Origin of the sequence: Parabacteroides caecihominis, assembly GCF_023656785.1 — a bacterium.
GTDB lineage: Bacteria > Bacteroidota > Bacteroidia > Bacteroidales > Tannerellaceae > Parabacteroides > Parabacteroides segnis.
The window spans coordinates 143,160-158,324 of record NZ_JAMOKS010000016.1 but is presented as its reverse complement, the minus strand read 5'-3'; the positions used below and the strand labels follow the sequence as shown (position 1 = coordinate 158,324).

Below are 15,165 nucleotides of genomic sequence, written 5' to 3'. Positions count from 1 at the left end.
GAAACAAAGTGTTTTTTCAAGATGCGCAAATATAGTGCAAACCTATTAAAATTCAAATAGTTATAAAACTAATGTTTTAATCGGATGTGGTGAATAAAGCTAAATAGAGCATATTTGGGAGTGAGTTATGTTACTTATCTGTTACCTCTTCCAATTTGCCTACTAATCGGATATAAGGCATTAGTTTTCAATATATTGCATTATTCTTCATAACTTCAAATACCTCAACAGTAATTAAATTTGTAACTAAAAAAGTTGAGTTATGAGAAGTACATTCAGAGTGTTGTTTTACACTAAAAATCAATCGATTAAGAATGGTAAAGTACCTGTAATGGGACGTATTACCATCAACAAGACCACAGCTTGCTTTAGCTGTAAGAAGGAGGTGTCTATTTCTTTATGGGACGCCAAAGCTAATAGGGCTAAAGGGAAATCCGAAGAAGCTAGAATGTTAAACCAGGAACTTGATAATGCCAAAGCCCAAATTGCCAAGCATTACCAATACATATGCGATCATGACAGTTTTGTCACAGCCAAGAAAGTCTATAGCCGCTATGTCGGTTTTAAAGAAGATTCCCACACCCTTATGGAGCTTTTCAGGGAACAGCTTGAGTCATACAAGGAGAAAGTAGGCAAGGAAAAGGCAAAAAGCACCTATCTTGGTTTAGTAGCCGATTATAAGAGCGCATTGCTTTTTTTGAAAGACAAAAAGAATGTTGAGGACATTGCACTTGATGAACTTGACAAAGATTTTATTGAAGACTATTATAATTGGATGTTGGGCACATGCGGCTCGGCCAGTTCTACAGCATTCGGACGTGTTAATACCATGAAATGGCTAATGCATATCGCTCAAGAGAAAGGTTTAATAAAAGTTCATCCCTTCACGGGTTTTGGATGTAAGCCGGGATATAAAAGACGTTCATTTCTCTCTGAAGAAGAACTGCAGAGGCTTATACATGTAGAATTGAGGTATAAACGTCAGCAGGCTATGCGTGACATGCTACTTTTCATGTGCTTCACAGGCCTCGCCTTCGCAGATCTGAAAGCAATTACTTATAAGAATATCCATACAGATTCTGATGGTGGCACATGGCTCATGGGAAACCGTATAAAAACAGGCGTAGCATACGTCGTGAAATTATTACCTATAGCAATTGAACTTGTAGAAAAGTATAAGGGTGATAACAAAAAGAAAGATTCTCCTGATTGCGTTTTCCCCGTCGGTGATTATGAAACCATGAAAAGTAGTTTTAAGGTTTTAGGGAAAAAGTGTGATTGTAATGTAAATATCACCCCTCATATCGGGAGACATACCTTTGCAGTTTTGGCTATATTGAAAGGCATGCCGTTAGAAACTTTGCAAAAAGTATTAGGACACAAATCGATTCTTTCCACACAAGTCTATGCTGAACTGATCAATCCGAAGGTTGGGGAAGATACGGATAGGATGTGCGACAAGATTGGTTCCGTGTATCGCTTGGCCAATTAGAATAAGTATGAAAAAACACCCTTCAGCAAATGTTGAAGGGTGTTTTTCGTATTCAGGCAGGTTGCTTATTTCAAGTAACGCCTGAAATCTTTATAGTTCTTTTTTAGTACCTCGTATAGCCCGCTTTCCGGATAGAGCAGTTTACCCCCGACAGAGGTAATTGAGGTATAAGGTATTGCCTTTTCATCCCGTAGTGTTTGTAATGTACGCTTGGAAACATGAAGCATCCGGCATACCTCATCTCCACTCAGATAATGTTCGTCTGCAATCGTCGGACGTATCCGTGCCGCAGCAGCCTCCAGATTTTTTCCTGTCCGTTTGATCCATCCGGTAAGTTCCTTGAACTCTTCCGAATCTTTAGTGATAATGTCTGCCATACTCTTTATTTTCTTTTTTTGATTAGTCCTTCCTCCAGAATTTGCTGGATGTCCACTTCTTTATAAAAGAATTTTCCACCGATATTAGAATAAGGAATCAGCCCGTTATCCCGGTAAGTCTGCAGTGCCCTTTTGGAAATATTGAGAGCCAGGCACACATCCTGCGCATCCAGTCACTTGTCCGGTGTTACGGGGGCTATTTTCTTTTGAAAGTCCATCATTTGCACGGACAGCATACTTAGTTGTTTCTTCAAGTCCTGATAAGCACTTGTTTCGATAATTGTCAGTTCCATGATTTATAAATTAAATTGTGAATAATGAAATTGGGTGCAAGATAAAGGGAATATTACTATAAATCAATCGTTTAGTTTCCAGTGTCGTTAATAGTCATTAATAGTCATTTTTTGTCAGCGTAGCTTTTCTTATACTTTTTATTTAACGGGGGAGTCGTGAAATCCGACATCCCTTATACAAATGGTAACTCTTTCATCTTTTTTCCTTTTTTGCCCTGCCACATTTCTTTATGATATGGATTTCTTCGGAGAAATCAGAAATATGAGTATCTTTGGAACGAAATATAGATTTAAATGGCAGGCAATAGCCTTCCAATTAGATATAGACATAACATTCGCAGAATGTCTCAAGACGGAAATCTGGTAAATTTCAATGAATAGAGGCTTTTTGTGTATTGCTTATGCTATGCTTTGTCATAGCGTGGCTTACACAGCTACTATTCATAGGTTTACCAGAACCTCCGTCTTGGAGTTGGGTAAGGCCACGCTTTCTCAAATACTTCTGCCGAATAATATTTATAGGTTAAATATTATACTTATGGCAAAACTCCAATTACTTGCAATCACTACTCTTGACGGATACCTCTTCGACAGGACTGTTTCTTCCCCTTTGTGGGATAATCCGAACAAATATGGCCTCACCAAAATACGGGAACGTGCTACACAGACTCTCGGGCCGGATGTATCTTTCATCTCATTGACACAATGGAAAAAGAAAAATGAAGGTATTTATTTCATAGAAGCGGCTCCGGATACAATTTCCGTTATAAGCAGCATGTTCAGATACTGGTTGGTGGATGAAATCATCCTTTTTGTCGCACCGTATATCCAAGGGGACGGCATACGTCTGTTTACAGAAATTCCCGGTCCTTCCTCATGGGAAATGACCGGGAACAAATGTTTCAGATCCGGTATTTGCAGGCTGGCCTACAAACGGATTGAATAACCTGCAATTATCTTCTTATCCTGACTGACTTGGTTTAGACAGGCATCTTATATTTCTCCCAATATTTTCTTGCCTTGTCCGGTCCTATCCAGTTCCGTTGGTCATCGATTCCCCTGTCCGAGAGTTGTTTCCTGACCAGCTTCTGGATATCAATCTCCCCTTTGGCTATCTTGATCAGCAGTTCGGAAGCAATCGTATTCAGCATTAAGTCCGGATTCAGTTCATCCGGTATCTCTTCCATTTCTTTTTTCATAAGTCGCTTCTTTATTTTTTAGGTTTATTATCCTTGAAAGTCATCTCAATCCTGTAATTGTCATCCAACTCGAGTGATGCCTCATACTTCTTTCCTTTCTTGCTGGTAAACTTCAGATATCCGGTACGTTTCCCCGATAGCAGCAGGAGCATCTGATTATCCGTCAGTTCCCTGCCGTTGAACGTTCTAAATAACAGGAACCCACAATTGGGATCGCTGCATTTGGCGACCTTGTTAAAGACGATAATCGTTTCTGCTCCGCATTTGGGGCAGTTACAATGTGGCAAGTCCGGATGGTTAAGTTTCAGGGCAAGCAGTTCCGAGGTGATTTGTTGGGTATAGGAATTGATGCTCTGAGTAAATGTTTCCGTGGAAACTTTGCCGGTTTCGATTTCATGCAAGGCGCATTCCCACCCTCCGGTCATGCTCACGTTGGCGATCATCTTCTCTTTTACAATATCATATACTTCCAGTCCTTTGGGAGTGGGAATCAGTGACCGTCCGTTTCTTTCCACGTAGTGTCTGGCAATGAGCAGTTCGATGATTCCGGCACGTGTAGCCGGTGTACCCAAGCCGGAATCCTCCATTGCCTCTTTTTCCTTTTCATCGTCCAATGTTCTGCCACAACCTTCCATCGCAGCAAGCAGGCTTGCCTCAGTGAATATGGGCTGCGGTTTGGTTTTCTTGACCAATGTATCAATACCGAGCACGGGCAATATTTCGTCTTCCTGAAATTCGGGCAGAAGACTTCCTTCTTCTTTCTCACTGGGTTCGTTATAGATGCCTCTCCACCCCGGAACTTTGATTTGGCTTCCTTTTATCCCGAAAAGAACGCCGTTACAGTCCGCTTGTACGGATACCGTTTCTTTCAGGCATTTGCCGGAGAAAGCCTCCAACATGCGTCCCGCGATCATGGAATAGATATTCTGCTCGTCAAGGGAAAGCCTCTGGGGATAGTTCTCCGTAATGATTAACGCATGATGGTCCGTCATCTTGCTATCGTCCACACAGTGCCGGTTTAAAGGCTGGTTACAGAGGTTTTCCGCATGCCATGTGAAACGGGGATGTTGCTTAAGCAGGCCGATGAGGGAAGGGACTTGTTCGAAGATGTCTTCTGTGATATAGCTACATCCGGTACGGGGATACGAAATGTAGCCTCCTTCATATAATTTTTGAGCAATGTTCAGCGTCTGTTCTGCGGTCAGTCCGAGTTTGGTATTGGCACTTCGTTGCAGGGCGGTCAGGTCATAAAGTAGCGGAGCTTCTTCTGGAACCTCTTTCTTCTCCACTTGCACCACTTTGGCTGTCGTCTCTTCATACACTTTTTTACGGTCCACATCGAGTTTTTCCGGTGTATCATATTTCCCGGTACAGGTTAAGACGAGTTCTTTCCCTGCTTTCGTTGTCCGTAGCTGTAGCAGATAATAGGGTTTGGCTATAAAATCCCTGTTGTCCAGATATCGACGGCAAATCATGCCAAGTGCCGGTGTCTGTACTCTTCCCAGAGAATAGTTACTCTTGCCTGCAGCCATGCTCAAAGACAGGCTGGCATTCATACCGACGACCCAATCTGATTCTCTCCTGGCTTTAGCGGCACGGTACAGGTTGTCAAACTCCTTACTTGATTTGAGGCTATCAAATCCTTCCCGTATCGATTTTTCTGTCATGGAAGATATCCACAAGCGTTTGGTTTCCTTATGATATCCCAGATATTCAAGCACATATCTCATAATTAACTCTCCTTCCCGCCCTGCATCAGTACAGGATATCACTTGATCAGCCTGACCCAACAGTTTACGGATTACTTCCAATTGTTTCAGAGCCGTCGGATCAGCCTTGTATCCATCTTCGGTTTTAATCTGACGGACAACCAGTTTGAACGGGTCGGGAATAATAGGCAGCATCTCCTTTTCCACATGGACAATGCCGTAGTCTTGAGGCAGGGCCAATGCCAACAGATGGCCGTAAGTTCATGTGACGGCATATCCGTTCCCACTCAAGTATCCTTCCTGTTTCTCCGTTACGCCCAGGACCCGGGCAATGCTGCGTGCCACCGAGGGCTTCTCACAAATACAAATTGTTTTCATGTTACTTTCTTTTTTAATATGAATGACTATTTAATTTTTACACTCTTGACCTTTGATTTTTCTTTCCGTACCCTTTTCTTCGGTTCTTTGGGAATGGAGAGCTTCTCTTTCTTTTCCGATACTTGTATGCTTTCCGTCAGATTCGGCAGGGGTATTTCCTTTGCCGGAAAACGGCTGATTAAATCCATTGAGATTCCTGACATTCCCGCATTCAGTTTCACCTGATCTGCCGGTTGGAGGTATTTCTCCCCGTTCTTTCCGGTTGCCAGTTCGTACATGACTGTTTCACGGCCCTGGAGGATTCCTTCGTAATTTTGGTAAGGAAGGTTTGATTCAGACAGTCCGTTCTGCTGAAGCATCCCACAAATCTCATCGGGTGGCAATCCTCCGAACTTCCGGTCAAAAGGAGAAGAAAGAATGTACTTGTATGTTGCCAGAAGCTGCTTTTCATGGCTCATATCGGGACATCCTTCATATTCCTGCAGTTGTTTGATTTTCTTTTCAATGCTGTTCAGAGCTTTGAAAGTATGTCTGTCCTTATTCTGAATAGGCATACTACCCATTCGGACCAGTTCCATCTGGATACGGTTCAGGCTGGACGTTTCCCATTTATTCAACAGATTACTGCGATTGCTCCGGTAATCATCCCGGAGGATAGCGATTGGATTTTTGGTACGAAAGAATAATCCGATCCGTTTTCCCCATGAGGGTTCGTGGAGGTTGGACGCGCTCCAGCGGATCGTGTTGAAACGGTAAGTATCCATGAATCTCCTGAAATGATTCCGGCTGGTAAACAGGTTTCTGAAAGTTTGCAGGAATGCTTTCCTTCCGGCAGCCCTGCGGCTACGTGGTATCTCTTTTTCGGGAATGAATGTATTATTTATCAGTTCCATATGCATTATAATTTGGGCTTCGCCTGCTTTTTAACGGAAGCGGTTTTTGTCTTGACCTTTTTCTTTTCATTGCCACAGGACAGTCCGGGCTTGTCTTGCGGTTTTTCGGCTGTTTGAGCTTCTCCTTTCTTAGAAACAACAACAGGCGGGCTTACCCGATGATAGTTCTTCCGGACTCCATCCCTGTTTAACAGTGTTTGCGCCAATGACCTGGCAGCATTTTGTAATTCATCCATCTTCTGCCGGAAAGGATAATCCCGGTACAATTCCTTTTGCCGGGTAATCTCACGGATACCTTTCTCCACAAACAAGAAATCCTTTTTATAGGCAAACGATTCGTCTGCCGGTAAATGGGCGTATCCTCTGGCTGCTATGTCCTGAAGTGTCATAATGTTCCGGTTACGGATAGAGAGTTCCAATGCGCCGGCTGTGACAAACCGGTTGAGATTTTCTCCCGTAGGATGCATGTCGAAAGTGACGGACGGCTTGTAATTCGCCAGAATTTCCATCCCGGCCTGCGGCATGGTGGTCTGATTCCCGTTGGAGAGTTCCAGCATCCGGCGGGAGACGGTTTCTATCCGGTAAATATTCAATGACTCCACATCCTGCAAAGAGCTTGAGTAGAAATTGTCCGCTGTCGATTGCAGGTAATCCCGAAACTTTATAGTCCCGGAAAGTCCGTCATTGAATACGCGGACACCTTGTTCCGTTTCAGCTATGGTGTAGAACTGTTTGGCTTGCTTTCCTGCCGCAATCTTCTCCATCGCATCTTCGTGTGCAATAAAGCACTTATAAGCTGGTGAGTAGTCCAGATCCCGGATATTCTCTGCCGTCAGTTCCCTTTGGCATGCTCTCAAATAAGCCGCTTTCCGTAAAGGTACGGAGTTGTTTTCAGTGATGCCTCCGTAAGAGGCGATGAAACTGAGGGCTTTCTCACTGTCTTTCGCCGGTAGTTCGCTGGTGAAAGGAATATCTTTAGCAGGTATTCCCTCAAAATGCAGCAATAAGTTATCCGGTATGGTTTTCTGATCCATAGCAATCCGGGCGGTCAGATCCATAAATACCTGAAAAGAGTCCTTATCCGTCGGAACATACGACACGACCATGACAGTCGAGACTTGATTATCCGGCTGTAACACAATAAACAGGCTCTTTAAATCCGCTTTAGCGGTGAATGTATCTTTTATTTTTTCCATCCATGCAGGCATGATAATCAGTTTTAGATGCGGGGATTATGTGACTTGTTCTGACGGGAAGCCGTCTTTCTCTTTTCCGAAGCCGCCGGTCCGGTCAGTTGCAACGGAGGACAGGTCAGTCTGTATCTCAGGCCAAGTATCTTGTCCGCGAGTTGCTGCTGCCTGTTTTGAATATTGTAGAATGCCTTTTCACTATATCCCTTTTTGGATTGCAGTTCGGACATTTCTTGATCCAGCGGTTTAAAATTTCCTTTGTGGGTGAACTCCTTATAGCTTTCATTAGTATTGAAATCAGCCGGTAATCCGTATTCCCGTATAAAGAGCAGGGTGAATATCTCGGCATTCTCCGGCGTTACCGAAAGCCGGTAATCTTCCGTAAACTGTTTGAATGCATGGTATGTCGGCTCTATGGGATAGCCGCCTTTCTTCAACAGCTCGGATTGCTCTATCGGATACAATGGCATTTTCGCCAGCTGCCCGTAGAAAGGATTGGACCGGAAAAGGTCCAGATGCTTCTGCATGTAATGCTCCGTGCTATGGTTCGGGCAGGAAATATAGAATTCTCTGATTCGTCCCAGAGCCTGTACTTCCGGAGTGAAGAAACGGTCAGCCAGATATTGCAGGTAACACTGTTTATAGATGGCTCCTTCATCCGTGGCGGGCAGGTAGACGGCTCCTTTGGGAGTCTGGAGGGAAATGATGGGGTCTATCTCTTTGTTTTGCAGGCTGTCCGGGATAAGCCCGTAATCACGTTTCAGGATATAGGCCGCCTGATCCCGGATCTGTGATTTGACCTTCTCCTGTCCGCCTTTATTTTCAGCCGGAATATTCTGCAGCGCATTGAACTGGGAGTTGAAAGAATTCTTGTGTATGAACGGAATCCTTCTGGTTGTATAGTCTATCCCATAGATTCCTGCGGTTTCCTGTAAGGATAGTAACCGGAGTATCTGGGCATTGGCAATACTGGGGAGCACGTTATAGGAGGAAGCAAACTTGTCATAGGCATCGAATGTCGGTTCTATGCGGTGGCTCCTGTCCAGCCGGGCATTCCGCAGGATAGTCGCATCCAGATATTGTGCTTTCTCCGGCAGAAAAGAGTTTGTATATAAGGAGAAGGCATTGGGAGATGCTTGGAATGCCTTTACCACTTCTGCGTCCGGACGGGTCAGCTTGTACAGGTTGACAAACTCCGGTTTCTCTTCGTCCGTAATGAAGAAACGGTCGGCCAGATGTTGCATATAGGCATGGCAGCATGTCTTTCCAAAGCCGGAATATTCGAACAGAAGCACTCCTTTGGCGGTTTCCACGGCGGTCAGGGTTTCCGACGGATCGTCGTGGAGAGTATCCTGTGCCAGCGCGAACCGTTTGGCTTCCGGCTGTACAAGCAGGTGGTCGGCAAGTCCGCTGGCTACCAGCATGGGCAGGCTTTTTTCTTCATCGTGAGAATGCAGGTATTCCAGTCCGCGCAATGAGACATTGCCCTGCATGCTTCCTCCGTTCCGGGTGATGAATTTTTGTACCAAGCTGTTATCCTTGTCAAAGAGCCGGATATCCGGGTAGCTTACTCCTGCCGGAAACTGGTAGCGGCACAGATAAAGATCCGGCAAGTGGCTTTGGACAAGGGACGGCTTGTACATTTCCCTTTGCCGCTGGAGGTATTCGGTGAATCGTTGATTCATCATCGATACTTCTTTCTCCGGCATCAGGTGCATCTCCAGTTGTCGGGGTTGCCCTTCCAAGTCCTGGGTAACAAAGAAAATCATAATGTTTGAAATCTCTTGCTTTTGCATACGATTGAAATTTAAAATAGTTACATGGTGATACTTCTACTCTTTTTCTTTTCCTGTTTGGGCGGTTCATAGCCCCGTACCGCATAGTCCGTCTGTAGGATTCTCTTTGCCGTATCCTTGATGGTCCGTTCAAGTGCATTTTTCAGCAGTGTGCCATCCTGCTTCCCCACATAAGACAGCCTGATCCGTTCATCCAGGGAGACAAAGCTGTTTTGATGGTTGAACCGGCTGTCTTTTTCCAAATTCCCGATTTGCCCGGTCTTGCAGATCCGGTCGAGTACGCCTATATTATAATTCTTCTGGCTCTTGCCCAGATTCAACTTTTCGGCCAGTTGGTTATAACATTCCAAAGAGGGAGCCATGCTGCATTCTACCGCCGGGGTATAGTTGGCTATCATATTTGAATCCAGGAAATGAGCCTTTTGGGGAAGGTATATCTTTTTTAAGCCATGTTCAAACATGTTCGAACACTTTGACGCCTCTTTGATCAGATTGATATTGGAAGTGCTGAAATAATATATTTGCAGTTTATCCGCATCCCTGTAAACCGGCGAGAAGAAATTATCGCCAATATGCTGCAGGTATTTCTGCGCACACTGTATCCCCCTGCCGGTATCATTGAACATCAGGACTCCCTGGTTCGTATTTATTGCAGTAATCACCCTGTTGTAGATATCTTTTTCCTTTTCTTGATGGAATGCGCGGTAAGCGTTCAGTTGTTTTTTCAGCAGGGGATTGTCTTTGGCCTTTTGAAGCATTCTCTGGATGCTATCCACATTATGGATGCCATAAGGAGATGTATTCTCGTAAACGAAGGCGATATCCCGCAATGGGAAATGAGTTGCACAAGACAGTCCTCCGTTATGGGTCATGTCCTTGATGAACCTTTCAATGTTCCCCGGTTGTACAGCACCCTGATATGGTATTAAATAGACTTCTTCCTTAGGAATGTAGGAGCCTTTCAAGGCCAGTTCTGCCTGCCCGAAAAGAAATTTGCCGCCATCTGAATTGATGCCATAACGATTCTCTATGGTCTGGAAATGTTCAATCTGCCTGTTGCTGTTCAAATTGAAACCAATGTATGTACTCATATTATTTTATGGTTTAGATGAATGGTTGATTAAGATAGTCTATGCCGTTTCGACGGGTCGGGAACTTTTTTATTCTTCATTTTCTGCTCCATTTTCTGTTTTTCTTCCAGGTCTATAGTCCATGGAAAACAGGTCATGATCTTGTCCGGGCAGCAAAGGGAGATTCTTTTTTGTTTCATGGACTCATCATCCAGCCGGATATAGACAAAGTAATCCAGTTCCCCTTTTCCGGTTTCTTCAATGGCTGTTACTGTTCCTTTATAGGGAACAACGGGAGTTTCCTCTTCCGGATCGTTCTCTACAATCCGCGCTCCGAGGTACATCTGACTTTTAGGTATCATATCGCTTTATTTTAAACGGTTATTGTTATGTCTGTTCTTATTCTCAGTCTTTTTAACGGTATTCTTCTCTTCCGGCAGCGGACAGAGCAGTCCGTCCTTTATCACGTATGTCCTGACGCCGAAGGGCTTGGAGGAACCCTCAATTCTGCCCTGCTCAAAGTCGGCCTTGCAAAAAAGGAGATGCCTTGTCGCCTCCTTGTTGTTTTCCGGGAGATACAGTGCGTATCCCGAAGCCAGTGCCGTCTTTTGAACTTCATTCAGTTTTCGGCTTCCGACGGTGAAGGTAACGGTGGAGTCATTCAACATATTCTCAAGGGAACGGTGCCCTCTCACATCGAAATCCCTTTTCAAAATTCCATCGGCAGCCTTCCGGATTTCCGTAGACAACCGCTTGAACTTTCCCGTATCGAATTCGCCGGCAGATTTAACCTGCGTGACTTTTTCAAATTCCTTGGCATACGGCAGCAGTTCATTGAAATGTAAGTATTCGATAAACTCCCTCGTATATTGGGTAACGTATGTTCATAATGTCGTTTATTCATTTTATCGTTCTATGATTTATTGTTACATCAATTCAACCCAAAGATGTGCGGGTTCTATAGTAATTGATATTATCCCTACTAATGGAGCGGATAAAAGGAAGTTTTTCCCCTTTGCCCCTTATTTTCCTGTGACAAATGTGATAAAGCGATATTTTTATCCCTACTTTCCCGCCATAATTGGTATAAAAGGGTATTCTTTCCCTTATTTTCCCTATTTATCGGGGATAATGAAGATAAAAACGGCACTTTATTCCCTATTTTCCCGTCTTGATTGGCATAAAACGGTAGTTTTCCCGTGTTTAGGCGAGATTTACGAAGGTATCAGGAGTCTTTCTTGGGAGATTCCGGTGACGTAACGGATAATATCTTGCCCTTGGATAACAGATTGTCAGGTAACAATTCGGCCAGATCCATCGAGTAGTCATCGTCATAATCATGTATATGTTCAAGGAAGTAGATCAGCCACGTGCGGAAGTCAGCCCCGGCAGCCTTGCAGCAGCCGAAGAACGAGTAGAGCACCGCCGCATCTTCAGCGGCATCATTATTGCCACAGAACAGGTAATTACGTCTGCCGCACGCGACAGGCCGCACTTTATTTTCTATCTCGTTATTATCCGGTCTGTAACGACCGTCCAGATGGTACCTGGAGAGTTTGTCGAACCTTCCGTATGTATATTTTATGGCTTTTCCGATCGGACTGTCTTTCATTACTTTGGGATATTCATTGACCAGCCATTTCTCGAAGCGCACAAGTATGGGATATGCAAGACGTGCCCTAAGTTCAGCCCTCTGTTCGTAAGTCAGGCGTTCATCGTCAGCCTTACGCTCCACGTCATAAAGCAACTGTATCTGTGCGAGCGCATAGTCGGCACGCTGCATGTCATTCTTTCTTGCCTCCCAAAAATGTCTGCGTGCATGGGCCCAACAGCCAAGAAGGATAATACCTTTCTTGGCGTCCAGCATCTCGTACCTTTCGTATCCGTCCGTCTGTATGGCTCCCCGGAACTTGCCGAAGAGTTTCAGCACCACCTTTCCACTTCGGGAACCCTTGTCATAGTAAAAGAACTGACGTCCGGTCATGACACTGCGCACAAGCCAGATATAACCTTTGACCGTCTTGTGTCTCTCGTCATTCATCACGGGGATTGTCGTTTCATCCGACTGTATGTAGTCAGTCTGCATCACCAGCTCCCATAATCGGAAGTAAAGGGGCCTTAGCAAATCCGCCACATCCTTGAACCAGTCGTTGACCGTTGACGCGGGGAGATGTACCCCCACACGTTTGAACTGTTCCAGTTGCCTGTGGAACGGTATGTGATCCACATATTTCCCTATCATCATGTCTGCCAGCAATGAGGCAGAGGCATAGCTCTTTGCTATTGGCATGACGGGAAGCGGGCCGGTCTTGAACTCGTTTGTACCCTTCCGTTTGGCTGTATGGCGCACTATCCTGCGGATATAGAACTTCTCGGGCTCGTGCATAAGGATCTCGGTCACTTCCTCTCCGGGAAGGAGCGTCCACTCTTCCGGATTATACCCTTCGGGATATATATGGACCACCTCACGCTCAAGATTCTCCGGAAGGGATTTTCTCGCAGGATGCTGCTTCCCCGCTTTTTTACGGGCGATGATCGCTTCTCTGGTAGCCTTCAACTCCTTTTCTGCTTCTTCTGCGGCTTCAGCCTCCTGGGGAAGCATGTCAAAGCCTTCAAAATCCAGCCAGCGGTCCTGGGCGTCAGGCTTTATGAACTTTTCCGCCTTCTTACCGTACAACTGCCGTTCAAGATAGGATACACGTTGCTCCAGACTGTTGATTTTTGCTTCCTTTTGGGCGATTATGGCATCCTTGTCAGACAATAAAGCCTCATACACCTCTTTGTCCGCAGCTTTAAGGGGCTGCGTGGACACCATCTCCTTCAACCGGCTGTTTTCTCTATACAGACAGTCGCATTTGTGCATGAGATCCTTTATCAGTAATTCCTTATCGGTTGGCATAATCGTTTAAATATGATGCTAAGATACTAAAAAACAGCCGGAATACGGCATTGTATATGTTATAATTTGTTACAACTACAACCCATGGAAACCACTCCTTTTATAACGCCTGACCTTGCTGCCGTCCATTCCTTGAACCATCATCACAAGGTCATTCCAGAAGGTTTCAATCGCTTTAATCCGACCTTCCTCCGTATTTATGACCGGCAGATGGAAGTGCCCATGTTCCAGCCTCATATGGTATATCACCAGACCACCATATTCCATATGGAGGATTTTCATACAGGTACAATTCGCATTGATAAAAATGAAAGCGTCACCGTCCCGTACATTCTTTCCCATCTGGTTGGTCACGATGCCGCTAAGCGTATAAAAACTCTTACGCATGTCTGTCGGATACGGGTAAAGATAATATCTGTTGGATTCATTCAAAGAAAACATAGGCTAACGGTTTGAATTCAAAAATATCAGGGTTTGCAATACCTCCGGTGACAAAGGGCTGTTCAAGCGGACTGTGACGCCATTGGGATAGGAGATCTCACATAGCGGCTGGGGAATTGGCGACGGGCTGACCGGAGGGGCAGACAGCAGGGATTTCTCCTTATGGGGAAGACTGACCTGGCCCTTACTGTTTACCTTTACCGGGATAAAGCCGCCTTTGCGCAACAGCTTGGAACGCCACTCGTAGAAACGTTTGGGACGAATACATTCATTCGAACAAAAATCCATAACTGACAGTCCGCTCGACTTGAAACGGGAATAAATAGATTCAAAATCTTCCATGGTCCATTGATGTGACATAACAATTGAGCTTTTTTACTTTGATTACAAAAGTAATATCACATTTTTAGAATGAAAGGGGGAGTTTATCGAATGCTTACATTGAAATAGGTAAACGGTTGTTCATGAATATTCATATAACCGTTACGCATGACGGTCAGCAGCCGGTAAATGTCATGGTTCTCCCGGCTGATGGAAACCTGCGTATCCTTATTGAAATGCCAGTCGGTGGCGAATTTTATAAAATCCCCGGCTGTCGCTTCCATCGAATGGTAGCATACCGGTTTTAAACTGTCGATGAATTCTTTGGGCAGTTCGTCAAGACCGATATAGGATGCCGGATAAAAATCGAAGGAATAATCCAGTTCCATCGGTTTGCACGGCTTGTAAGCGGCATCTATGAGAGGAACCAGGTTCTTGTCCATGAACGTACTGTCGTAGACGGCCAGATGGCCGGTATCGTAGTGCGGGTCGAAGTAATGGTCCGTGATGTACCGGATGCACTCCCTGAATCCGTTCCTGCCGATCTCGTTACCGGAAAAGATAAGGTATCCGAAGTCATTCTCCACCACTTTTAAGGGGAATGTGTACCGCGGCTGGCACCGGTACAATGTCCTTTTTTCCTGTTGCTGTAATCGAAACTCCAAGTATGCGGGTTCCTGCATGAGATACTTCTTCAATATGCCGCCGTCCGGTTCATTCTTGTATTTATAGGTATAGACCGCATCACGCAGGGAAATGCGTTTGGCAGGGGGAATGCAGTGTTCTTGAAAATACGGCAGCAGTTCCTTGCTGATATATTCCTCGAAAGGGGTATGGGTATCTACCGGTGGAACCTGCCTCATGTTCGCCAGGTCAAACCGGAGCAGTTCCGTATCCGGAATATAGGGGCAGCACTCCGCTTCCTTGATATTGTCAATCAGGAATTTGCGGAACAGGCTGTCCGCATCTCCTTTCTGAATGAATGTGAGGGCATTTCGGGGCTGGTGGGGAGAGTACTGATGGTAACGGTCCATACCGACAAAAATACTTCCCGGCTTGTCGGGATCGAAAAAAGGATTTTCCATTTGGTTTCTCTTGTCCATATTT

General features: G+C 45.0%; 16 protein-coding genes. 3 read left to right on the top strand and 13 right to left on the bottom strand.

The features are described 5' to 3' along the window. The first annotated feature begins 262 nt into the window (after positions 1–262). A complete protein-coding gene (locus NBH14_RS15225) occupies positions 263–1,492 on the top strand; it encodes a site-specific integrase (protein WP_004311878.1) in 1,230 nt (409 codons plus the stop codon). A 65-nt stretch (positions 1,493–1,557) separates the two neighbouring features. On the opposite strand, the gene NBH14_RS15220 is transcribed toward NBH14_RS15225, so the two are convergent. Beyond that, positions 1,558–1,869, bottom strand: coding sequence for a helix-turn-helix domain-containing protein (locus tag NBH14_RS15220; RefSeq protein ID WP_004311879.1), 312 nt, complete (start codon positions 1,867–1,869; stop codon positions 1,558–1,560). Positions 1,870–1,874: 5 nt separating this feature from the next. Next, the gene (locus NBH14_RS15215) at positions 1,875–2,042 is read right to left on the bottom strand and encodes a helix-turn-helix domain-containing protein (protein ID WP_008771129.1); all 168 of its coding nucleotides are present in this window, start codon (positions 2,040–2,042) and stop codon (positions 1,875–1,877) included. 658 nt (positions 2,043–2,700) lie between these two features. Here NBH14_RS15215 and NBH14_RS15210 point away from each other — a divergent pair. Further along, positions 2,701–3,108 carry a dihydrofolate reductase family protein gene (locus NBH14_RS15210; RefSeq protein WP_004311882.1) on the top strand — a complete coding sequence of 136 codons (408 nt, stop codon included), beginning with the start codon at positions 2,701–2,703 and terminating at the stop codon, positions 3,106–3,108. A 34-nt stretch (positions 3,109–3,142) separates the two neighbouring features. On the opposite strand, the gene NBH14_RS15205 is transcribed toward NBH14_RS15210, so the two are convergent. The 7 genes from NBH14_RS15205 to NBH14_RS15175 form a co-directional block, all read right to left on the bottom strand. Next, positions 3,143–3,361: a hypothetical protein gene (locus NBH14_RS15205; RefSeq protein WP_004318621.1), complete on the bottom strand. Its 219-nt coding sequence runs from the start codon at positions 3,359–3,361 to the stop codon at positions 3,143–3,145. Between the two features lie 11 nt (positions 3,362–3,372). Then, on the bottom strand, positions 3,373–5,265 hold the full coding sequence (locus tag NBH14_RS15200) for a type IA DNA topoisomerase (protein ID WP_005680137.1): 1,893 nt from the start codon (positions 5,263–5,265) through the stop codon (positions 3,373–3,375). Between the two features lie 209 nt (positions 5,266–5,474). Further along, entirely contained in the window at positions 5,475–6,347 is an 873-nt protein-coding gene (locus NBH14_RS15195) for a hypothetical protein (protein WP_004318625.1), read from the bottom strand. Next, complete coding sequence (locus tag NBH14_RS15190) at positions 6,347–7,549, bottom strand: DUF6047 family protein (protein ID WP_004315703.1); 1,203 nt, start codon at positions 7,547–7,549, stop codon at positions 6,347–6,349. Before NBH14_RS15190 ends, NBH14_RS15195 begins: the two co-directional genes overlap by 1 nt. A gap of 11 nt (positions 7,550–7,560) precedes the next feature. Continuing rightward, positions 7,561–9,327 (bottom strand): DUF6047 family protein, encoded by a 1,767-nt coding sequence (locus tag NBH14_RS15185; protein WP_004311887.1) that lies wholly within the window; start codon positions 9,325–9,327, stop codon positions 7,561–7,563. Between the two features lie 20 nt (positions 9,328–9,347). Then, positions 9,348–10,418, bottom strand: coding sequence for a DUF6047 family protein (locus tag NBH14_RS15180; protein ID WP_004311888.1), 1,071 nt, complete (start codon positions 10,416–10,418; stop codon positions 9,348–9,350). A 29-nt stretch (positions 10,419–10,447) separates the two neighbouring features. Further along, positions 10,448–10,759: a hypothetical protein gene (locus NBH14_RS15175; protein WP_004311889.1), complete on the bottom strand. Its 312-nt coding sequence runs from the start codon at positions 10,757–10,759 to the stop codon at positions 10,448–10,450. 27 nt (positions 10,760–10,786) lie between these two features. Here NBH14_RS15175 and NBH14_RS28980 point away from each other — a divergent pair, with 27 nt between their 5' ends. Beyond that, complete coding sequence (locus tag NBH14_RS28980) at positions 10,787–11,242, top strand: hypothetical protein (protein WP_250817616.1); 456 nt, start codon at positions 10,787–10,789, stop codon at positions 11,240–11,242. Positions 11,243–11,622: 380 nt separating this feature from the next. Here the strand turns inward: NBH14_RS28980 and NBH14_RS15165 are convergent, their stop codons facing one another. From NBH14_RS15165 to NBH14_RS15150, 4 genes are all read right to left on the bottom strand, one after another. Beyond that, a complete protein-coding gene (locus tag NBH14_RS15165) occupies positions 11,623–13,296 on the bottom strand; it encodes an IS66-like element ISBf10 family transposase (protein ID WP_004312011.1) in 1,674 nt (557 codons plus the stop codon). Between the two features lie 75 nt (positions 13,297–13,371). Continuing rightward, positions 13,372–13,737, bottom strand: coding sequence for an IS66 family insertion sequence element accessory protein TnpB (gene tnpB / locus NBH14_RS15160; protein ID WP_004312010.1), 366 nt, complete (start codon positions 13,735–13,737; stop codon positions 13,372–13,374). A 3-nt stretch (positions 13,738–13,740) separates the two neighbouring features. After that, positions 13,741–14,097, bottom strand: coding sequence for an IS66 family insertion sequence element accessory protein TnpA (gene tnpA / locus NBH14_RS15155; protein WP_004319780.1), 357 nt, complete (start codon positions 14,095–14,097; stop codon positions 13,741–13,743). A 65-nt stretch (positions 14,098–14,162) separates the two neighbouring features. Continuing rightward, positions 14,163–15,161, bottom strand: coding sequence for a DUF6047 family protein (locus NBH14_RS15150; protein WP_250817613.1), 999 nt, complete (start codon positions 15,159–15,161; stop codon positions 14,163–14,165). Positions 15,162–15,165: the final 4 nt, after the last annotated feature.